The organism is Rahnella sp. Larv3_ips, from assembly GCF_003697865.1.
GTDB lineage: Bacteria > Pseudomonadota > Gammaproteobacteria > Enterobacterales > Enterobacteriaceae > Rahnella > Rahnella rivi.
This window is the reverse complement of record NZ_MJIB01000003.1, coordinates 363,993-385,145: the sequence shown is the minus strand read 5'-3', so window position 1 is coordinate 385,145 and position 21,153 is coordinate 363,993. Positions and strand designations below refer to the sequence as shown.

Below are 21,153 nucleotides of genomic sequence, written 5' to 3'. Positions count from 1 at the left end.
ACGGATTCTCCACAAAAGAGGAAATAAGTATGTTTAAACGTTTAGTTATCGCTGCGCTGCTGGTGGTTATGGCCCCGATGGCCAATGCTGCTGTGGATAAAACCAATCCGTACAGCGTGATGAATGAAGCGGCGAGCAAGACTTTCACCCGCCTCAAAAATGAACAGCCAAAAATCAAGCAGGATCCTAACTATCTGCGTCAGGTCGTGCGTGATGAACTGCTGCCTTACGTGCAAATCAAATATGCCGGTGCACTGGTGTTAGGCCGTTATTATCAGCAGGCGACGCCTGCACAGCGTGATGCTTACTTTGCTGCGTTCAGCGACTACCTGCAACAGGCTTACGGCCAGGCGCTGGCGCTGTACAACGGCCAGAGCTATCAGGTTCAGCCAGAACAGTCCTACGCCGACAAAGACATTATCGCTATCCGCGTGACCATTACCGATCCAAACGGTCGTCCTCCGATTCGCCTGGACTTCCAGTGGCGTAAAAACAGCCGTACCGGTGAGTGGCAGGCTTATGACATGATCGCCGAAGGCGTCAGCATGATTTCCACCAAGCAAAACGAATGGGCGGATATCCTGCGTCAGAAAGGGATTGATGGTCTGACTGCGCGTCTGAAACAGGCTGCAGCACAACCGATTACTCTGGACCAAAAATGAGTGACGCACTGCGCTGGGAATGCCAGCCGCCTTTGCTGACATTGCATGGCGACCTGGATCGCGAAACGCTGTTACCGGTCTGGGATGCGCGGAAAACGCTGCTCGCTGGCGTGACGCGTCTGGACGTTTCCGGTCTGGCGCGTGTGGATTCTTCCGGCCTGGCGTTGCTGGTACATCTGCGTCAGGAGGCCAGCCAGCAAGGTGCGTCCCTGACCGTGGAAGGCATCACCGATCGACTGAGTACGCTTATCGCGCTGTACAACCTTCAGGACATTATTCCGGCCAACACCGATGCAGTGCCGGTGAGTCAATAATAGTGAATGGTTACGGCAAGTTAGCGACGCTGCCGTGAACCCCTGACGTCATGACCTCAAAGCCCCTGTGCGAAACTCTTCCTCAGGGGCTTTTTCGTGGTTTAAGATTTGCCCCGATCCCTATAAGATACCGGGCTGTTATGATCCTTCAGAAGAATTGATCCCTATGGAAACGAATGAAATTAAAGACGTGCTGATGAACGCATTGGCACTGGAAGAAGCACACATTACTGGCGATGGCAGTCATTTTCAGGCCATTGTCGTTGGTGCGATGTTTGATGGCATGAGCCGCGTGAAAAAACAGCAGACCGTTTACGCCCCGCTGATGGAATACATCGCCGACAATCGAATTCATGCACTGTCTATCAAGGCGTATACCCCTGAAGAATGGGCGCGTGACCGTAAACTGAGTGGGTTATAAGACTGTCGGGCATCCGGCAGCTTCCTCGTCTTTGACTTGTATTTGAACCTCATAAAAGAGAGCAGTCACAATGGATAAATTCCGTGTACAGGGTGGGACTCGCTTAAGTGGCGAAGTCACCATCTCTGGTGCAAAAAATGCAGCACTTCCTATTTTGTTTGCCGCACTGCTTGCTGAAGAGCCGGTTGAACTTCAGAACGTTCCTTATCTGAAAGACATCGATACCACGATCAAACTGCTCGGTCAGTTGGGTACCAAAATTGAACGCAACGGTTCTGTGTTCGTTGATGCCAGCGGTGTGAATGAGTTTTGTGCGCCGTACGACTTAGTGAAAACTATGCGTGCCTCCATCTGGGCACTGGGTCCGCTGGTCGCGCGTTTTGGTCGCGGTCAGGTTTCCCTGCCGGGTGGCTGTGCGATTGGCGCACGTCCGGTTGACCTGCACATCAGCGGTCTGGAACAGCTTGGCGCAACGATCGTGCTGGAAGAAGGCTATGTGAAAGCTTCTGTTGATGGTCGCCTGAAAGGCGCGCACATCGTGATGGATAAAGTCAGCGTGGGCGCGACGGTAACCATCATGAGTGCGGCGACACTGGCCGAAGGCACCACCATTATTGAAAACGCCGCGCGTGAGCCGGAAATTGTCGATACTGCCAATTTCCTCAATACGCTGGGCGCGAACATCACAGGCGCAGGCACCGATAAGATCACCATCGAAGGCGTTGCACGTCTGGGTGGCGGTGTGTACCGCGTGGTACCTGACCGCATCGAAACCGGGACTTTCCTGGTGGCGGCGGCGATTTCCGGTGGCAAAGTCACCTGCCGCGAAGCCCGCCCTGATACGCTGGATGCCGTTCTGGCAAAACTGCGTGAAGCGGGTGGCGATGTCGAAGTGGGCGAAGACTGGGTCAGTCTGGACATGCATGGTAAACGCGCCAAAGCCGTCACTTTCCGTACCGCGCCTCACCCTGGCTTCCCGACTGACATGCAGGCGCAGTTCAGCCTGCTGAATCTGGTGGCTGAAGGGACCGGTGTGATCACTGAGACAATCTTCGAAAACCGCTTCATGCACGTGCCTGAGCTTATCCGTATGGGTGCTCACGCTGAAATTGAAGGCAGCACCCTGATTTGTCATGGTGTTGAGAAACTGTCAGGTGCTCAGGTGATGGCGACCGATCTGCGTGCATCAGCCAGCCTGGTTCTGGCGGGTTGTATCGCTGAAGGCGTAACCGTGGTTGACCGTATTTATCACATCGACCGGGGTTACGAGCGTATCGAAGATAAATTGCGTCAGCTGGGCGCTAAAATCGAGCGCTTTAAAGGCGAGTAATAACTCAGGCCTGAAGCAATAAAAAAGCCGGAAGGGGAAACCTTTCCGGCTTTTTTGTTTGTGTAATATCTGCGGTCAGTGGTCGGGATATTCCTGCACCGTGACGTGCAGCGTCAGCTTGTCGCCGTTACGCATAATTTCTACCGGGATCACCGTGCCAGGGCGTATTTCTGCCACCTGGTCCATTGTTTCAATCGCGGAGACGGCAGGCTTATTATTGACGTTTACAATCACGTCACTGACCTTCATACCGGCATTCGCCGCCGGACCGTTTGCCGTCACTTCGTTCACGACGATGCCCTGAATACGATCCAGCCCGCTGTTCGGCCCGTGCAGAGGAGAAACTTCGCGTCCGCTGATGCCGATATAACCGCGGATCACACGCCCGTCGCGGATCAATTTGCCCATCACTTTGGTTGCAAGAGCCGTCGGGATTGCAAAGCCAATGCCTTCGGGCGTCGCGCCATCATTGCTCTGGTCAAAGGATAATGTATTGATGCCCACCAGTTCACCCAGTGAGTTCACCAGCGCCCCGCCGGAGTTACCCTGGTTGATTGATGCATCGGTTTGCAGGAAGTTCTGGCGGCCAGATGGGCTGAGGCCGATACGGCCCGTGGCGCTGATGATGCCCTGCGTCACTGTCTGGCCGAGGTTGTACGGGTTACCGATCGCCATAACAATATCGCCGACGTGCGGATTACGGTTCGGGTTGATCGGGATTACTGGCAGATTACCGGCATTGATTTTCAGCACCGCGAGGTCAGTCAGGCTGTCGGAACCGACCAGCAATGCTTCGAAAACCCGGCCATCCTGCAATGCGACGATGATCTGATCGGCATTGTTGATCACATGTTTGTTGGTGAGAATATAACCGCTGTCATTCATGATCACGCCGGAGCCCAGCGTGCGGATCTGTAATTCGTTTTGCGAGCTGTTGCCCATGTTGCGGTTGTACACATTGACTACCGCGGGCGCAGCGTGGCGTACACCGGCGTTATAGCTGACCGGTTCTTCGCTGGTTTGATTGAAGTTACGCTCAAAAAGCGGTTCTGTGATCTTTTTACGCAGCATAGGGACCGCCGCCAGCAAAAGGCCGGCAACAATCAGTCCGATAATGGCGGATCTCAATAGCTTAACAAACATGAGTGTATGGGGTGCGAGATGAAAAGTGACTGAAGAATAGCACGACTTAATCGGACGCAGCAGCATCTGCGTCCGATTTTCAACGCTTTACGGCATCAGCAGGTACATATTTTGCCCTTTGCGCAGAATGCTCAGGGCGATCAGGTCCGGTTTGGTTTCAAGGATCTTGCGTAAGGCGGCCAGATTGTCGATGGGTTCACGGTTTACACCGATGATCACATCGTCTTTCTCCAGGCCCACCTGCTCTGCCGGTGTGCCTTTCTTCACGTCATCGACCTGAACACCTTTGCCTGTCTTAGCGTCCACATCACTGAGCGTAACGCCCTGTAAGGCCGGGTTGATTTTCTCGATGCTGACTTCCACTGCCGGGCTCTGGGCCAGTGTGACACTCACCGTCATCGGTTTGCCTTCGCGCAGCAAACCAATTTGCATCACGACGCCCGGGCCGGCAGTACCGACTTTGGCGCGCAGTTCTGCGAAGCTGCTGAGCGTTTTACCCTGCAACGTAATCAGCACGTCACCGGATTTAATCCCCGCTTTGGCTGCCGCAGAATCTGGCAGCACTTCATTGACGAACGCCCCACGCTGGCTGTCCAGCTTGAAGGCCTGCGCCAGTTCTGGGGTCATTTCACTGCCACGGATACCCAGCAGGCCGCGTTTGACCTCGCCAAACTCAATCAGCTGATGGCTCAGATTTTTCGCCATGTTCACCGGGATAGCAAACCCAATACCGACGCTGCCACCCTGAGAAGAGATGATTGCGGTATTGATCCCGATGAGCTCACCTTTCAGGTTAAGCAATGCACCACCGGAATTCCCCCGGTTAATGGAGGCATCGGTCTGGATAAAGTTCTCCAGCCCTTCGAGATTCAGCCCGCTGCGCCCGAGCGCCGAGACGATACCGGAGGTGACGGTCTGCCCAAGCCCGAACGGGTTGCCTACTGCGACGGCGAAATCGCCGACCTGCAAGGCATCAGAATCGGCCATTGCGATTTGCGTCAGGTTTTTCGCATCAATCAGTTGGATCACGGCGATATCTGACTGGTCATCTTTACCAATCAGTTTTGCCTTGTACTCGCGGCCATCGTTGAGCTGGACGGTAATTTTATCCGCATTGTTCACAACGTGATTGTTGGTCAGAACGTAACCTTTTGCGGCATCAATGATCACGCCGGAGCCCAGCCCTTCGAACGGCTGTGCACCCTGATTAGGCTCAGGATCTTGCTGACCAAAGAAGAATTTGAATTCCGGGGGAACGTCAGTGCTTGGCGGTTGCGTTCCGGAAACCTGAACGCCGACGACCGCGGGCAAGACTTTTTCAAGCATCGGCGCCAGACTTGGCAGCGGTTGCCCTTGTACAGCCATTGGCAAAGCAGCACTTACCATCGGCGCAGAAGCGAAGGTTAATCCAAGGCTAACAGCTAACACACTGAGCAAAAATGACTTTTTCTTCATCAGGATAACTCTCTCGCTTTCTGTAATGGGCGTCTTTTACGGACAATCGAACGATGATTCACAGCACGGGAAGGGTCAGGTCTGGAGAACGGTGCATGCGCAGGGCATGCACCGTATTTGTCCCGGCGCCGGAGAACTGCGGGGCCGGGCAATCGCGTCTGTTATTTGCGAACAGGACGCTCGCCACGCAGCAGACCCGATGCACCATCGGAGTAATCGCGTGGCATCTGCACAGGTGCCTGATCGTTATCGGCTTCAGAACCGGTCAGACGGTAGTTGAACGGATTATCTTGCTGTGGCAAGTCCGGCAACAGGTTGTTGGAGCTCTTCGCCATGTGCTGATAAAGCTGACGGTAATCCGTCGCCATGTTATCGAGCAGTTCTGCGCTGCGCGCAAAGTGGCCTGTCAGTTCCTGACGGTATTCGTCGAGTTCTGCTTTGCTTTTCTCCAGCTCATTTTTCATCACTTGCTGATCGCGTAATTGACGATTGCCAAAGCGCATCGCCACCGCACCAATTGCGATACCGACCACTAATCCAATGAGTGCATACTCCCAGGTCATAATGACTCCTATTTTGACTTCGTTGTCCCGCAGGGCTTTTTCACGTAACTTTTATGACTTAACTTTTTTACACAATGGTTTTAACGTAATTGTCACACGCATTCGTCATGCAATAGCTCCACTATAACCGTTAACCTTGTCCGAGTGGAATCCTGCCGTCACAATCACCGCGGTCCGACGCTTTTTTCACGCGCAGACTGAGGGTAAAAGCGGCGAACAGACGGCAAAAAAGCGGCGAAACGACGTGAAAAACGTAAAATTTTTTTCTCAGGGACGTTAACTAACATGCAACCCAAATCACCCCTTATCCTTTATCAGAACGCCGTAGATGCCGGAGAGTTCCAGCCGGACGCCGTTCAGAAGCAGGCCGTCGCCCAGCTCGATGCCATTTATCAGGCGCTGAGTGCCAACATTGCGCCCACCGATCAACCCGCCAGCCGGGGGGGGCTGCTCGGTCGCCTGTTCGGCAAAGCCCCGGCAAAAACCGCGCAACGCCCGGTTCAGGGCTTATATATGTGGGGCGGAGTAGGGCGAGGCAAGACCTGGCTGATGGATCTTTTTTTCCACAGTTTGCCGGGCGATCGCAAACTGCGACTGCACTTCCACCGCTTTATGTTGCGCGTGCATCAGGAACTGACCCAGCTTCAGGGGCAGGAAGATCCGCTGGAAGTGATCGCCGACCGCTTTAAAGCTGAAACCGATGTGTTGTGTTTCGATGAATTCTTTGTTTCCGATATCACCGATGCCATGCTGCTTGCGACGCTGCTGCAGGCGCTTTTTGCCCGTGGTATTACGCTGATCGCCACCTCCAACATTCCGCCGGATTTGCTGTACCGTAACGGCCTGCAACGTGCACGCTTCCTGCCAGCCATTGATCTGATTAAAGAATACTGCGACGTGCTTAACGTTGATGCGGGAATCGATTACCGTCTGCGCACGCTGACGCAGGCGAATCTGTGGCTGTCACCGGCGGGAGCGCAAACCGCCGATGCGATGCACTCCATGCTTGGAAAACTGACCGGAAACCACAGTGGCTCCGCCAATGAACGGCCTGTGCTGGAAGTGAATCACCGTCCGATGCAGGCCATTGCGGCCGTCGATGGCGTCCTGGCGGTGGAGTTCCATACGCTGTGTGAAGAAGCCCGCAGCCAGCTCGATTACATCGCACTGTCGAAAATCTATCACAGCGTGTTGTTGCATAACGTCCCGGTGATGGGAGCCGACAGCGAGAATGCCGCCCGCCGTTTTCTGGCGCTGGTCGATGAATTCTATGAACGCCACGTGAAACTGGTGATCTCCGCTGCGGTGCCGATGTTTGAAATTTATCAGGGCGAGCGGTTGAAGTTCGAATACCAGCGCTGCCTGTCGCGCCTGCAGGAGATGCAAAGTGAGGAATATCTGAAGCGGCCTCATCTGCCCTGATTGTTGACTGATTATTTTTTGTTCTATTTGTGATATAAAAGACCCGGTACAGCCTGGATAGCGAACCTTCAGACGGCCCTGAGGGAAATCTTCCTTTTTGTCGAAAAAGGGTTCGATTTTTGCAGGAGACTTCTCTATAATCTTGCGACCCCACGTTACTACAAAGTTTTTTTCCCGAAACTTTATAAGTGCCAGCATTGGCTATTCGAAGGGGTAGGTTTGCTGGACGATGGTCGTGTGAACCTCAAATACTTATTTTATAAACAAGTAAGCGTTCGGGTGTTCGCCAACGTGTAACTTTAATTGGGTAAGCTTTTAATGAAAACTTTTACAGCTAAACCGGAAACCGTACAACGTGACTGGTTCGTAGTTGACGCTACCGGCAAGACCTTAGGTCGCCTGGCCACTGAACTGGCCCGCCGTCTGCGTGGCAAACATAAAGCGGAATACACTCCGCACGTTGATACTGGTGATTACATCATCGTTCTGAACGCAGAAAAAGTTGCTGTAACCGGCAACAAGCGTAACGACAAGATTTATTACCATCACACCGGCCACATCGGTGGTATCAAGCAAGCGACCTTTGAAGAGATGATCGCTCGCCGTCCTGAACGCGTGATCGAGCTCGCGGTTAAAGGCATGTTGCCAAAGGGCCCGTTGGGTCGTGCAATGTACCGTAAAATGAAAGTTTACGCGGGTAACGAGCACACTCATGCGGCGCAACAACCGCAAGTTCTTGACATTTAATTCGGGATTATAGGCAATGGCTGAAAATCAATACTACGGCACTGGTCGCCGCAAAAGCTCCGCCGCTCGTGTTTTCATCAAACCGGGTAGTGGTAACATCGTAATCAACCAGCGTAGCCTGGAACAGTACTTTGGTCGTGAAACTGCCCGCATGGTAGTTCGTCAACCACTGGAACTGGTCGATATGGTTACTAAATTTGACCTGTACATCACTGTTAAAGGTGGTGGTATCTCCGGTCAGGCTGGCGCTATCCGTCACGGTATCACCCGTGCACTGATGGAATATGACGAAAATCTGCGTGGCGAACTGCGTAAAGCAGGCTTCGTTACTCGCGATGCTCGTCAGGTTGAACGTAAGAAAGTCGGCCTGCGTAAAGCACGTCGTCGTCCTCAGTTCTCCAAGCGTTAATTTTCTGCTGCTCATGCAGCACAGTGCTACGGCACGAAAATCAACGTCAAAAACCCGGTGCTACACCGGGTTTTTTTATGCCCGTCATTCCGCCAGAGCGTGTGTAAAACAGGCATTAATGATTTTCAGACACACAATTCACCACGAAATCATCTCGCCGTCCCCACAGCACGCGTAAAATCTGGTAAACTATCACACACTTTTGTGCCTATTCGCCGAGCAGTTGACGTTGCCGCGCTTCCTGGTTGGGTTCGCCCTGCCAACGGTTGTCTATGAAACTACGGAACAAAAACTGCAGGCTGGCGATAAAATGATTGTTCAGGATAGCAGCCTGACAGTTGGCTATTCGCTGTATAATTCTAGATAACTTGGAGGTTTTCATGGCTGTCGCTGCCAACAAACGTTCGGTAATGACGCTGTTTTCCGGCCCGACCGACATTTTTAGCCATCAAGTACGTATCGTACTGGCCGAAAAAGGTGTCAGTGTCGAGATTGAGCAGGTTGAGATGGATCACCTGCCGCAGGATCTTATTGACCTCAACCCCTATCGCACCGTGCCAACGCTGGTCGATCGTGAGCTGACCCTGTTCGAATCCCGCATCATCATGGAATACCTTGATGAGCGCTTCCCGCATCCACCACTGATGCCGGTTTATCCGGTTGCACGTGGTGAGAGCCGTCTGATGATGCACCGCATCGAAAACGACTGGTACTCTCTGATGCGTCAGGTTGAACAAGGTACTGCTGCTGAAGCTGATGCAGCACGTAAGCAGTTGCGCGAAGAGCTGCTGGCGATTGCGCCAATCTTCTCTTACATGCCTTATTTCAAAAGCGAAGAGTTTAGCCTGGTCGATTGCTACCTGGCACCGCTGTTATGGCGTCTGCCAGAGCTGGGTATTGAGCTGTCAGGTACCGGTTCTAAAGAGCTGAAAGGCTACATGACCCGCGTATTCGAACGTGATGCATTCCTGGCTTCTCTGACCGAACCCGAGCGCGAAATGCGTTTGCATACACGAGGTTAAGGTATGGAGATGAACGACATGTCTCCGCGCCGGCCTTACCTGTTGCGGGCCTTTTATGAGTGGTTACTCGATAACCAGCTCACTCCGCACCTGGTGGTTGATGTCACGATGCCCGGCGTCATGGTTCCGATGGAGTTTGCTCGTGACGGACAAATTGTTCTGAACGTTGCACCTCGCGCCGTCGGTAATCTTGAACTGGGTAATGACGATGTACGTTTCAACGCCCGCTTTGGCGGTGTGCCGCGTAATGTGTTCGTGCCGATTGCCGCTGTACTGGCGATTTATGCCCGTGAAAACGGGGCTGGAACCATGTTCGAGCCTGAGCCGGCTTACGAAGCTGAAGGTGCCTTCGCGGGTAACCTGAGCAACGATGAGACATCAGAACCGACTATGTCAGTGATTGACGGTGATTTACCGGATGTCACGGAAGAAGGCCCTGATGACGAGCCACCTGCGCCACCACGCGGTGGACGCCCGGCATTACGCGTCGTTAAGTAACACGTCGTCGAATGAACCCAGGTTTTCTGTAAAGCCTGACAAAAACCCTGCGTTGATACGCGGGGTTTTTTATTGCCTGTCCCTGCCTGTGTCTCCTTTCGCCAGTGCGTAATGGCTGTGTTATGATTCAAAATTATTCGCGCATACCTTTCATTCTTAAAGGTCTTATTCTGACGCTATGAGCACATTTGACGATCAGCCCCCGGAGACGACAGACACCATCGGCCATGCGATGCGTCGCCGACCGCTTGCGCGCAAGAAGCTGTCCGACATGGTGGAAGAAGAGCTGGAACAAATGATCCGCAGGCGCGAATTTGCTGAAGGTGAGCAACTTCCTTCAGAACGCGAACTGATGACATTTTTCAACGTTGGCCGCCCCTCCGTTCGTGAAGCGCTGGCGGCGCTTAAACGTAAAGGGCTGGTGCAGATCAGCAATGGCGAGCGGGCGCGGGTGTCACGTCCTTCGGCTGACACCATCATCAGTGAATTATCCGGTGTGGCGACAGACTTCCTCGCGCGCCCTGAAGGGATTGCGCATTTCGAGCAGTTGCGGATGTTTTTCGAATCCAGCCTGGTGCGTTACGCCGCAGAATTTGCCACCGACGAGCAGATTGCCCGCCTGGGCAAAGCGCTGGAAATGAACAGCCAGTCGCTTGATGACAACGATCTTTTCATCCGCTCTGATATTGAATTCCACCGTGAACTGGCTGAAATCCCGGCGAACCCGATCTTCATGGTCGTGCATGTGGCGTTACTGGACTGGCTGATTGCGGCGCGTCCTTCCGTCCCTCAGGAAGAGCTGCACGCGCATAACAACTTCAGTTATCAGCAGCATATCGACATCTTCAAGGCTATTGAGGCGCGTGATCCTGATGCCGCCGATGCCGCGCTGAAAACGCATCTCAAAAGCGTCTTCGCGGCGTATTACGCGTCATCAGCGAAGCGCGGATCGAAGAAGTAATCATTTCTGAACTGGGATCTTCCCCGCACTCTCTTTGATCACCTCTGATCAGCCATCACTATTTCCTATGGTCGGGATCACATTCTGAACCTTCCGTTGTATTGTGTTTGTTTTTTGGTCTGGTATAACAGGTATAAAGGTATATCGACTTGCCTGATAACCCAATAACCAAGAGGCGTTTATGAAACAGAATCTGCGGGGCGTGATGCCGGCATTGCTCACTCCTTTTAATCAGCAACAGCAAGTGGACACCGACAGCCTGCGCCGTCTGGTACGTTTCAATATTGAGCAGGGGATCGATGGCCTGTACGTTGGTGGTTCTACCGGCGAAGCTTTTCTGCAAAGCTCTCAGGAACGTGAGCAGGTGCTGGAAATCGTGGCGGAAGAAGCGAAGGGCAAGGTGACGTTAATCGCCCACGTCGGCGCCATCAGTACCCGTGAAAGCCAGACGCTGGCCGCCGCCGCACACCGTTACGGCTTTGATGCCGTCTCCGCCGTGACGCCGTTCTACTATCCTTTCAGCTTCAATGAACATTGCGACCACTACCGTGCGGTCACGGATTCCGCCGAAGGCCTGCCGATGGTGGTCTATAACATTCCGGCACTCAGCGGCGTGAAACTGACGCTGGATCAGATCGACACGCTGATCAAACTGCCCGGTGTGGGCGCGCTGAAACAAACCTCCGGCGATTTGTATGAAATGGAAAAAATCCGCCGCGCGCATCCGGATTTGGTGCTCTACAACGGTTACGACGAAATCTTCGCATCCGGCCTGCTGGCAGGTGCCGATGGCGGAATAGGCAGTACCTATAACGTGATGGGCTGGCGCTATATGGCGATCAAAAAAGCCGTGCTGGAAGGGGATGTGCCGCGGGCGATGCATTTGCAAAGTGAATGCAACAAGGTCATCGACCTGCTGATAAAAACGGGCGTTTTCCGCGGCCTGAAAACGATTCTGCATTACATGGATATCGTGGCCGTGCCGCTGTGTCGCAAACCTTTTGCGCCGGTTGATGAGCAATATTTGCCGGCGCTTAAAGCGCTGGCGGCACAACTTCAGGCAGAACGTAGCGCGTTCTGACGCCTGATGCCGGGCTTTCCGGCATCAACAATTCTTTATCAGTCCTTACCAAAGGGCGGGTTGATGCAAACCCGCCCCGGGGGTGATTTATGCGTAACAATGCCCGACAGATCTCATGGTTTCGCCATTTGACTAAACCGCAATGGAAAGCATTTTCGGCCGCCTGGATTGGCTACCTTTTGGATGGTTTTGATTTTGTTCTGATCGCCTTAGTGCTGACAGAAATTAAAAGCGAGTTCGACCTGACCGGCGTTCAGGCGGCGAGTCTCATTTCTGCGGCGTTCATCTCCCGCTGGTTTGGCGGATTACTGCTTGGCGCCATGGGCGACCGTTATGGTCGCAAACTGGCGATGATCACCAGTATCGTGTTGTTTTCTGTCGGGACGCTCGCCTGCGGTTTTGCGCCGGGCTTCACGGTGATGTTTTTCGCACGCCTGATTATCGGCATGGGCATGGCAGGTGAATACGGCTCAAGTGCCACCTATGTTATTGAAAGCTGGCCAAAGCATTTGCGCAACAAAGCCAGCGGATTTCTGATTTCCGGCTTCTCGGTGGGTGCGGTGATTGCCGCGCAGGTTTACAGCCTGGTGGTGCCGGTCTGGGGCTGGCGCGCCCTGTTTTTCATCGGCATCTTGCCGATTATTTTCGCCCTCTGGCTGCGTAAAAATATCCCGGAAGCGGAAGACTGGCAGGCGAAATTCGCCCATAAGCAGCCGACCAAAACCATGGTGGATATTCTCTATCGCGGCAAACATCGGGTCGTCAACGTCGGTATGACGATTGTCGCGGCCACCGCGTTGTATTTCTGTTTTGCCGGCGATGTGGGCAGCGCCGCGGTGATTGCCATACTGGGGCTGATGTGTGCGGCTGTCTTCATCAGCTTTATGGTGCAGAGTAGCGGCAAACGCTGGCCGACCGGCGTTACGCTGATGGTCGTGGTCTTCTTTGCCTTCCTCTATTCGTGGCCGATTCAGGCGCTGTTACCGACGTATTTGAAAACCGAACTGGCCTATTCACCGACGCTGGTGGCTCATGTGCTGTTCTTCAGCGGCTTTGGCGCAGCGGTAGGGTGCTGCGTGGGTGGTTTCCTCGGCGACTGGCTGGGAACGCGCAAAGCGTACGTTTACAGCCTGCTGGCCTCGCAGCTGCTTATTATTCCGGTCTTTGCGATTGGCGGCGGAAATATCTGGGTGTTGGGATTACTGTTATTCCTGCAACAAATGTTGGGTCAGGGCATCTCCGGCATTCTGCCTAAACTGATTGGCGGTTATTTCGATACCGAACAGCGTGCGGCCGGGCTGGGCTTTACCTACAACGTCGGCGCGCTGGGTGGCGCTCTGGCACCGGTTATCGGGGTGGCGATTGCCCAGCGTCTGGATCTCGGCACTGCGCTGGCCTCCTTATCTTTCGGGCTGACGTTCGTGGTGATCCTGCTGATCGGGCTGGATATGCCGTCACGCGTTCAGCGCTGGATCCACCCTGAAGCCGTGCGGACGCACGACACCATTGATGGCAAACCTTTCAGCGGTGCGGTGAAAGTAAAGCCGGAAAACACCAAGAGCGGATTGATCAGAAACTGAATTTTGCAGGGAGTTTATATGTCATTGCTTGAAACACTGGATACACAGATTTCACAGGCTGGCGGATTGATTGTCTCCTGCCAGCCGGTTCCCGGCAGCCCGCTGGATAAGCCTGATATTGTGGCCGCCATGGCGCTGGCAGCAGAACAGGCCGGTGCGGTGGCGCTGCGCATTGAAGGTATTGAGAATCTCAGAGCCACTCATGCACGGGTGTCGGTACCGATCATCGGCATTATCAAACGCGACCTGCCAGATTCACCGGTGCGTATCACGCCTTTTCTGGCCGATGTGGATGCGCTGGCAGGCGCAGGAGCCAGCATCATTGCGTTTGACGGTACACAGCGTGAAAGGCCGGTGGCGGTCGCGGAACTGCTGGCACGCATTCATCAGCATCACCTGCTGGCAATGGCGGATTGTTCCAGCGTGCAGGACGGACTGGATTGTCACCGGCTGGGGGCTGACATCATTGGTACGACGCTGTCAGGTTATATCACGGCGCAAACACCGGAAGAGCCGGATCTGGCCTTAGTGAAAGCGCTGAGCCATGAAGGATGCCGCGTGATTGCCGAAGGGCGCTATAACGCGCCTGCGCTGGCGGCTCAGGCGATGCAAAATGGCGCGTGGGCGGTCACCGTCGGTTCGGCAATCACCCGCCTTGAGCATGTCTGCCAGTGGTTCCGGGATGAAATCGTGAAGGTCGCGAAATGACCACCCTGGTGATCGATATCGGTGGCACCAAGCTGGCGGCGGCGCTGGCGGGCAGCGATCTCACTCTCACCGGACGGCGGGAAATCCCGACGCCTGCCAGTAAAACGCCCGATGCCTTGCAGGCTGCGCTGGCGGAACTGGTCGCGCCGCTGGTTTCACAGGCGCAGCGGGTCGCGGTCGCTTCTACCGGTATCATCAGGCAGGGCGTTCTCACGGCGCTGAACCCGGATAATCTCGGCGGCCTCAGCCATTTTCCGCTGGTGGAGGTGATCTCCCGGCTGACGCAACTGCCGTGCATGGCCGTCAATGACGCGCAGGCGGCTGCGTGGGCGGAATATCATGCCCTTTCGGCGGATATCACTGACATGGTCTTTCTCACTGTCTCGACCGGTGTGGGCGGCGCAATGATCAGTGGGGGTAAATTGCTGACAGGAACGCAGGGGCTGGCGGGGCATTTCGGTCACACACTGGCAGATCCGCAGGGGCCACGCTGTGGCTGTGGCCGGACGGGTTGCGTGGAGGCTATGGCGTCAGGGCGAGGCATCGCCAGCGCAGCGCGTGATGATTTAGCCGGTTGCACTGCCAAACAGATTTTCGCTCATGCGGCGGCAGGGCATCCGCAAGCGGGGGCATTGATCCAGCGTTCAGCCAGGGTGCTGGCAAGATTAATCGCGGATATCAAAGTAGCGACGGATTGTCAGTGTGTGGTTTTGGGCGGAAGTATTGGTCTGGCGGAAGGCTATTTGGCGCAGGTGAAAACGTTTCTTAATGAAGAGCCGGAGGTTTACCGTGTCACGCTTTTGATGGCAAAACATCAGCACGATGCCGGTTTGCGGGGTGCCGCCTTGCTGGCGCAGGAGATGACGTTTTAGTTTCAGCCCGCTCAAAAACAACGGGGCTGCCATCGCTGGCAGCCCCGTTTTCATGACAGAGTGGGTCAGACTTCGAGGAAGTTCATGATGCCTTCTGCTGCTTTACGGCCTTCGGCAATCGCCGTGACCACCAGATCCGATCCGCGAACCGCATCGCCACCGGCGAAGATTTTCGGGTTGCTGGTCTGGAAGGCGTTGTCGCTGCCTTCAGGCGCCAGAATGCGGCCCTGAGTATCCAGCTCAACATCGTGCGCTGCCAGCCATTCCATTTTGTGAGGGCGGAAACCAAACGCCATCACCACGGCATCGGCTTCCATCACATGTTCGGAACCCGCGACGATTTCTGCACGACGGCGGCCATGAGCATCCGGTGCGCCAAGTTCGGTACGCGCCATACGCACGCCACAGACGCGGCCTGAATCGTTCAGTTCAATGCTCAGCGGTTGCAGGTTGAATTTGAAATCCACCCCTTCTTCGCGCGCATTCTTCACTTCACGACGTGAGCCCGGCATGTTCTCTTCATCACGACGGTACGCGCAGGTCACATGCGTTGCGCCCTGACGAATTGACGTACGCACACAGTCCATCGCGGTGTCACCACCGCCGAGCACCACCACGCGCTTCTTATCCATCGTCACGTAAGGCTCTTCCTGACTGTCATCGTAACCCATCAGTTGCTTGGTGTTGGCGATGAGGAACGGCAGGGCATCGTACACGCCCGGCGCATCTTCGTTCGCCAGACCACCGCGCATGGACTGATAAGTCCCGACGCCGAGGAACACAGAATCATATTCTGCCAGCAGGGCGTCGATGGTGATGTCTTTGCCGACTTCAGTATTGAGCTGGAATTCGATCCCCATCTCCGTGAAGATTTCGCGACGCTTGGTCATCACCGATTTTTCCAGCTTGAAGGCCGGAATACCGAAAGTCAGCAGGCCGCCGATTTCCGGATGGCGATCGTAAACCACTGCTTTCACACCGTTACGGGTCAGGACGTCAGCACAAGCCAGACCTGCCGGACCTGCGCCGATAATCGCCACGCGCTTGCCGGTAGGATGCACGTGAGACATATCCGGACGCCAGCCCATTTCGATGGCTTTATCGCTGATGTAGCGCTCGATGTTACCGATGGTCACCGCACCAAACTCGTCGTTCAGGGTACAGGAACCTTCGCACAGTCTGTCCTGAGGACAAACGCGTCCGCAGACTTCCGGCAGGCTGTTGGTCTGGTGCGCGAGGTCGGCGGCTTCCATGATGCGACCTTCGTTTGCCAGTTTCAGCCAGTTCGGAATGTAGTTGTGAACCGGGCATTTCCATTCGCAATAAGGGTTACCGCAGGACAGACAGCGGTCTGCCTGTGATGCAGCCTGAGTTGCTGAGAACGGCTCGTAAATTTCCACAAACTCAATTTTACGGATCTTCAGCGCTTTTTTAGGCGGATCAACACGCTGTAAGTCGACAAATTGATAAACGTTTTGACTCATCTTAACCTCTTACTGCGCTTGTACCCGCAGCTCAGCTGCGGAACGACTACGGTGACCCAACAATGCTTTGACATCACTGGACTTCGGTTTAACCAGAGCAAATTTCGCTGCCCATTCAGGCCAGTTCGCCAAAATTTCTTCACCACGGGCCGAGGCGGTCAACTGTACGTGTTCGATGATCAAACCGCGCAGATGCTCTTCATGGATAGCCAGATCGGCCACTTCCAGGACTTCAACCAGTTCCGGGTTAACGCGTTTGCGGAATTCGCCGTCTTCATCAAGAACGTAAGCGAAGCCACCGGTCATGCCTGCGCCGAAGTTGACGCCGGTACGACCGAGCACACACACAATACCGCCGGTCATGTATTCACAACCGTTATCGCCAATGCCTTCAACCACGGTGATGGCACCGGAGTTACGCACGGCGAAACGTTCACCCGCACGGCCCGCTGCAAACATTTTGCCGCCGGTAGCGCCGTACAGACAGGTGTTACCGATGATGCTGGCTTCGTGGCTGCGGAACGCTGAACCTATTGGTGGACGGATGGCGATGCGGCCACCGGCCATGCCCTTGCCCACGTAGTCGTTCGCGTCGCCGGTCAGCATCAAATCGACGCCGCCTGCGTTCCAGACGCCGAAGCTCTGGCCCGCGGTGCCGTTGAAGTTAATGCGCACCGGATCTGCCGCCATACCCTGATCGCCATGTTTCTCAGCAATCGCACCAGACAACATAGCGCCGACGGAGCGGTCAGTGTTGCGGATATCGAAGTAGAACGCTTTGCTCTGCTTGGAATCGATGTGCGGCGCAGCCTGCTCCAGAATGTCTTTGTTCAGCTGACCCTTATCGAACGCCGGGTTGCTTTCGGTGCAGTACACCGCTTTGCCTTCATGCGGCGTGGCGGTTGCCAGCATCGCAGAAAGATCCAGACTGTTTTGTTTGGCGGTGAAGCCATCCAGCTCGGTCAGCAGATCGGTACGACCAATCAGATCGACCAGCTGGCTCACGCCCAGTTCGGCCATGATTTCACGGGTTTCCTGCGTGATGAACTTGAAGTAGTTCACTACGCGTTCTGGCAGGCCGTGATAATGGTTGCGACGCAGTTTATCGTCCTGAGTTGCCACGCCGGTTGCGCAGTTATTCAGGTGGCAAATACGCAGGTATTTACAGCCCAGTGCGACCATAGGGCCGGTACCGAAACCGAAGCTTTCTGCGCCCAGAATCGCCGCTTTGATGATGTCGAGGCCGGTTTTCAGGCCGCCATCTACCTGCAGACGGATTTTATGACGCAGGCCGTTGGCGACCAGTGCCTGCTGTGTTTCCACCAGACCCAGTTCCCACGGACAACCGGCGTATTTCACCGAAGACAGCGGGCTTGCGCCGGTGCCGCCATCGTAGCCGGCGATGGTGATGAGATCCGCATAGGCTTTTGCCACGCCGACGGCGATAGTGCCGACGCCCGGTTCAGAAACCAGCTTCACCGAAATCATGGCTTTCGGGTTGACCTGTTTCAGGTCGAAAATCAGCTGCGCCAGATCCTCGATAGAATAGATATCGTGGTGCGGCGGTGGAGAAATCAGGGTCACGCCCGGCACGGAATAACGCAGTTTCGCGATGTACGGCGTCACTTTGTCACCCGGCAACTGGCCGCCTTCGCCTGGTTTTGCACCTTGTGCGACTTTGATCTGAATAACGTCAGCATTCACCAGGTACGCCGGTGTTACACCGAAACGACCGGAAGCGACCTGCTTAATACGGGACACTTTATTGGTGCCGTAACGCGCCGGATCTTCGCCGCCTTCGCCGGAGTTAGAACGTCCGCCGATGCTGTTCATCGCTTCGGCCAGAGATTCATGCGCTTCCGGGCTTAACGCACCGATAGACATCGCCGCGGTATCGAAGCGGGTAAACAAGCCTTCGGCCGGTTCCACCTGATCCACCGGGATTGGCTGGCCTTTTGGTGTCACTTTCAACAGGTCACGCAGTGTCGCTACCGGACGCTCGTTAACCAGTTTGGCGTATTTTTTATAATCGTCGTAATCACCGCTGTTCACTGCGGTTTGCAGTGTGGTGACCACGTCCGGGTTATAAGAGTGATATTCGCCACCGTGGACAAATTTCAGCAGGCCGCCCTGATCCAGCGTTTTGCGTTTCAGCCACGCGCGTTTGGATAGGTTCAGCAGATCTTGTTCAAAATCTGTATAACCGGCACCGCCGATACGGCTGACCACGCCGTTGAAGCAGGTGTTGCACAGATCTTTTGCCAGACCGACCGCTTCAAACAGTTTGGAGCAACGGTAAGAGGCCACGGTTGAGATGCCCATTTTGGACATGATCTTGTACAAGCCTTTGTTGATGCCGTTGCGGTAATTCAACATCACTTCACGGTATTTCTTCTCGATGACCTGAGAGTCGACCAGTTTTGCCAGGGTTTCGTAGGCCAGATACGGATAAACCGCCGTGGCACCAAAACCAATCAGCACGGCGAAATGGTGCGGGTCGCGGGCGCTGGCGGTTTCAACAATGATGTTGGCATCGCAGCGCAGGCTTTTCTCAACCAGACGCAGTTGCAGTGCGCCGACGGCCATTGGCGCAGGCAGCGGCAGGCGGTTGGCCGAAATATTTCGGTCAGACAGCACCAGTAACACGGCGCCGTTGCGCACTTTCTGCTCGCCTTCGTCACAGAGTTTCTGGACGAACTGCTCCATGTTCTGTTCGCTCGGATCGTAAGTCAGATCCAGCGTTTCCGCGCGATAGTGTTTGCTGTCCAGCGTGGTGAGCTGTTTAAAGTCAGACCACAGCAGAATAGGTGATTTGAAGCTCAGACGGTGCGCCTGACCTTCGGCTTCGCAGAACACGTTCATCTCGCGGCCAATGCTGGTCGCCAGAGACATCACGTGGGCTTCACGCAGCGGATCGATTGGCGGGTTGGTCACCTGCGCAAACTGCTGGCGGAAGTAGTCATAAATAATGCGGGGACGACTGGAGAGCACGGCAAATGGCGTGTCATCACCCATCGAGCCGACGGCTTCCTGACCGTTCTCACCCAGTACGCGGATGATCTGATCGAGTTCTTCGCTGCTGTAGCCGAACTGTTTCTGGAAGGTTTCCAGCGTAGTGTCATCCAGCTCGCGGCTGCCAACCTGATCTTCCGGCAGGTCTTCGAACGGCACCAGACGCTGAACGTTTTTCTCCATCCACTCTTTGTAAGGATGACGGCCTTTCAGGTCGTTGTCGGTTTCAGCGGAGTGATGGATCTTGCCGCTGCGGGTGTCGATTACCATCAGTTCGCCAGGTCCGACGCGGCCTTTTTCGACCACTTCGTCCGGCTGATAATCCCAGATCCCGACTTCAGATGCGCAGGTGATCAGCTTGTCTTTCGTGATGACATAACGCGCCGGACGCAGACCGTTACGGTCGAGGTTACAGGCGGCATAGCGGCCATCTGACATCACGATACCGGCCGGGCCGTCCCACGGTTCCATGTGCATGGAGTTAAAGTCGAAGAACGCACGCAGATCGTTGTCCATATCCGGGTTCTGCTGCCAGGCTGGCGGCACCAGCAAACGCATCGCGCGCAGCAGATCCATCCCGCCCGCCAGGAACAGTTCCAGCATGTTATCCAGCGAGCTGGAGTCGGAGCCGGTTTCATTGACGAAAGGCGCAGCATCTTGCAGATCGGGGATCAGCGGTGTTTTAAATTTATACGCACGGGCACGCGCCCACTGGCGGTTACCGGTGATGGTGTTGATTTCGCCGTTGTGCGCCAGATAGCGGAAGGGCTGAGCCAGTTGCCAGCGCGGAACGGTGTTGGTCGAGAAGCGCTGGTGGAACAGGCAGATCGCCGATTCCAGACGCAGGTCGGCCAGGTCTAAATAGAAGCGTGGCAGATCCGCAGGCATACACAGGCCTTTATAGATCGTGACCACGTTGGAGAAACTGCACACATAGAAATCTTTATCCTGAATGCGTTTCTCAATGCGGCGGCGCGCCATATACAGGCGTCGCTCCATGTCACGCGGACGCCAGCCGGCAGGCGCGTTGACAAAAATCTGTTCGATACGGGGCAGGGAGGAAAGCGCGATTTCACCGAGAACGTCCGGATTGGTTGGAACGTCACGCCAGCCCACCACGGACAGCGTTTCGTTTTGCAACTCTTCTTCAACAATGCGGCGGCTGGCAGCCGCTTCTGTTTCGTCTTTGCTGAGGAATAGCATGCCGACGGCATAGTTCTTCGCCAGACGCCAGTTGCGCTCTTCGGCGATCATCCGGAAGAACCGATCCGGTTTCTGTAAATGCAGGCCACAGCCGTCGCCAGTCTTGCCGTCAGCAAGGATCGCGCCACGGTGTTGCATACGGGCCAGCGCGTGAATGGCTGTACGCACGACCTTATGGCTAGGTTCGCCTTCTATATGGGCGATCAGGCCGAAACCACAGTTGTCCCTCTCTTGGGATTTATCGTACAACATAACGTGAACCTCCC

General features: G+C 54.9%; 19 protein-coding genes. 14 read left to right on the top strand and 5 right to left on the bottom strand.

Translation table 11 applies throughout. The annotated features are described in order from the left end of the window. The first annotated feature begins 29 nt into the window (after positions 1-29). From mlaC to murA, 4 genes are all read left to right on the top strand, one after another. On the top strand, positions 30-662 hold the full coding sequence (mlaC, locus tag ED901_RS01775; protein WP_056776278.1) for a phospholipid-binding protein MlaC: 633 nt from the start codon (positions 30-32) through the stop codon (positions 660-662). Beyond that, positions 659-976 (top strand): lipid asymmetry maintenance protein MlaB, encoded by a 318-nt coding sequence (gene mlaB, locus ED901_RS01770; RefSeq protein ID WP_122094452.1) that lies wholly within the window; start codon positions 659-661, stop codon positions 974-976. The genes mlaC and mlaB overlap by 4 nt, the downstream gene beginning before the upstream one ends. Before the next feature lie 166 nt (positions 977-1,142). Further along, on the top strand, positions 1,143-1,397 hold the full coding sequence (gene ibaG / locus ED901_RS01765; protein WP_056776285.1) for a BolA family iron metabolism protein IbaG: 255 nt from the start codon (positions 1,143-1,145) through the stop codon (positions 1,395-1,397). Between the two features lie 70 nt (positions 1,398-1,467). Further along, positions 1,468-2,727, top strand: coding sequence for a UDP-N-acetylglucosamine 1-carboxyvinyltransferase (gene murA / locus ED901_RS01760; RefSeq protein WP_122094450.1), 1,260 nt, complete (start codon positions 1,468-1,470; stop codon positions 2,725-2,727). Between the two features lie 75 nt (positions 2,728-2,802). Here murA and degS read toward each other — a convergent pair whose 3' ends face one another. The 3 genes from degS to zapG form a co-directional block, all read right to left on the bottom strand. Then, the gene (degS, locus tag ED901_RS01755; RefSeq protein ID WP_056776293.1) at positions 2,803-3,870 is read right to left on the bottom strand and encodes an outer membrane-stress sensor serine endopeptidase DegS; all 1,068 of its coding nucleotides are present in this window, start codon (positions 3,868-3,870) and stop codon (positions 2,803-2,805) included. Positions 3,871-3,957: 87 nt separating this feature from the next. Then, positions 3,958-5,325, bottom strand: coding sequence for a serine endoprotease DegQ (gene degQ, locus ED901_RS01750; protein WP_122094448.1), 1,368 nt, complete (start codon positions 5,323-5,325; stop codon positions 3,958-3,960). Between the two features lie 161 nt (positions 5,326-5,486). After that, the gene (gene zapG, locus ED901_RS01745; protein ID WP_056776302.1) at positions 5,487-5,888 is read right to left on the bottom strand and encodes a Z-ring associated protein ZapG; all 402 of its coding nucleotides are present in this window, start codon (positions 5,886-5,888) and stop codon (positions 5,487-5,489) included. Positions 5,889-6,173: 285 nt separating this feature from the next. Between zapG and zapE the strand changes: the two genes are divergently transcribed. From zapE to ED901_RS01690, 10 genes are all read left to right on the top strand, one after another. Further along, on the top strand, positions 6,174-7,310 hold the full coding sequence (zapE, locus tag ED901_RS01740; RefSeq protein ID WP_122094446.1) for a cell division protein ZapE: 1,137 nt from the start codon (positions 6,174-6,176) through the stop codon (positions 7,308-7,310). A gap of 318 nt (positions 7,311-7,628) precedes the next feature. Next, complete coding sequence (gene rplM, locus ED901_RS01730) at positions 7,629-8,057, top strand: 50S ribosomal protein L13 (protein WP_013577239.1); 429 nt, start codon at positions 7,629-7,631, stop codon at positions 8,055-8,057. 16 nt (positions 8,058-8,073) lie between these two features. Further along, the gene (gene rpsI, locus ED901_RS01725) at positions 8,074-8,466 is read left to right on the top strand and encodes a 30S ribosomal protein S9 (RefSeq protein ID WP_056776311.1); all 393 of its coding nucleotides are present in this window, start codon (positions 8,074-8,076) and stop codon (positions 8,464-8,466) included. A gap of 380 nt (positions 8,467-8,846) precedes the next feature. Beyond that, entirely contained in the window at positions 8,847-9,488 is a 642-nt protein-coding gene (gene sspA / locus ED901_RS01720) for a stringent starvation protein SspA (RefSeq protein ID WP_056776315.1), read from the top strand. Positions 9,489-9,491: 3 nt separating this feature from the next. Continuing rightward, a complete protein-coding gene (gene sspB / locus ED901_RS01715) occupies positions 9,492-9,986 on the top strand; it encodes a ClpXP protease specificity-enhancing factor (protein WP_056776320.1) in 495 nt (164 codons plus the stop codon). Positions 9,987-10,164: 178 nt separating this feature from the next. Further along, positions 10,165-10,947, top strand: coding sequence for a transcriptional regulator NanR (locus ED901_RS01710; protein ID WP_122094444.1), 783 nt, complete (start codon positions 10,165-10,167; stop codon positions 10,945-10,947). Between the two features lie 181 nt (positions 10,948-11,128). Further along, entirely contained in the window at positions 11,129-12,028 is a 900-nt protein-coding gene (gene nanA / locus ED901_RS01705) for an N-acetylneuraminate lyase (protein WP_122094442.1), read from the top strand. Between the two features lie 89 nt (positions 12,029-12,117). Next, positions 12,118-13,608 (top strand): MFS transporter, encoded by a 1,491-nt coding sequence (locus ED901_RS01700; RefSeq protein WP_122094440.1) that lies wholly within the window; start codon positions 12,118-12,120, stop codon positions 13,606-13,608. 18 nt (positions 13,609-13,626) lie between these two features. Next, positions 13,627-14,316 (top strand): N-acetylmannosamine-6-phosphate 2-epimerase, encoded by a 690-nt coding sequence (locus ED901_RS01695; RefSeq protein WP_056776336.1) that lies wholly within the window; start codon positions 13,627-13,629, stop codon positions 14,314-14,316. Beyond that, complete coding sequence (locus tag ED901_RS01690; protein ID WP_122094438.1) at positions 14,313-15,188, top strand: N-acetylmannosamine kinase; 876 nt, start codon at positions 14,313-14,315, stop codon at positions 15,186-15,188. The genes ED901_RS01695 and ED901_RS01690 overlap by 4 nt, the downstream gene beginning before the upstream one ends. Positions 15,189-15,253: 65 nt before the next feature. On the opposite strand, the gene ED901_RS01685 is transcribed toward ED901_RS01690, so the two are convergent. Continuing rightward, positions 15,254-16,672: a glutamate synthase small subunit gene (locus ED901_RS01685; RefSeq protein ID WP_056776343.1), complete on the bottom strand. Its 1,419-nt coding sequence runs from the start codon at positions 16,670-16,672 to the stop codon at positions 15,254-15,256. A 9-nt stretch (positions 16,673-16,681) separates the two neighbouring features. After that, positions 16,682-21,139, bottom strand: coding sequence for a glutamate synthase large subunit (gltB, locus tag ED901_RS01680; RefSeq protein ID WP_056776347.1), 4,458 nt, complete (start codon positions 21,137-21,139; stop codon positions 16,682-16,684). Between the last annotated feature and the right edge of the window lie 14 nt (positions 21,140-21,153).